Origin of the sequence: Pseudobutyrivibrio xylanivorans, from assembly GCF_010906925.1 — a bacterium.
Classification (GTDB): domain Bacteria; phylum Bacillota; class Clostridia; order Lachnospirales; family Lachnospiraceae; genus Pseudobutyrivibrio.
The window spans coordinates 1-388 of sequence record NZ_VTVE01000028.1 but is presented as its reverse complement, the minus strand read 5'-3'; the positions used below and the strand labels follow the sequence as shown (position 1 = coordinate 388).

General features: G+C 56.4%; 1 protein-coding gene. It reads right to left on the bottom strand.

Going from position 1 to position 388, the window contains the following annotated elements; all coding sequences use genetic code 11:
* Positions 1-388 (bottom strand): endolytic peptidoglycan transglycosylase RlpA (gene rlpA, locus F0Q01_RS13755; RefSeq protein ID WP_163927315.1); only part of this gene is annotated, 388 nt, incomplete at both ends.

Sequence of the window (388 nt, the reverse complement as noted above, 5' to 3'; positions counted from 1 at the left end):
CTTTGGTGTTGTTTGACGTGTTAAGACGGTCAGCTGCCGCGCGAGAAAGCGAAATAACGCGGTCGTTGCCGTAAGGGCCGCGATCATTAATGCGCACCACGATCATTCGCCCGTTAGCCAGGTTAGTGATTCTGGCGTAGCTGGGGATCGGAAGCGTTGGATGGGCCGCCGTCAGCTGTGTCGGATCGAAAGCTTCGCCAGAGGCCGTCAGGTTACTGCCTGGTTCGGCATCATAGATTGCCGCCAGTCCCGCCTGGCTAAATCGAGACGGATCCTGCACGATTTTGTAGCTTTTACCGTCGCGCTGGTAATCCTGATTTGCCGTCGCGTTCAGTGGTTCGAAACGCGGGTCCGCCCCGCTAATTTCAACTATGGGGCCGTTACATAC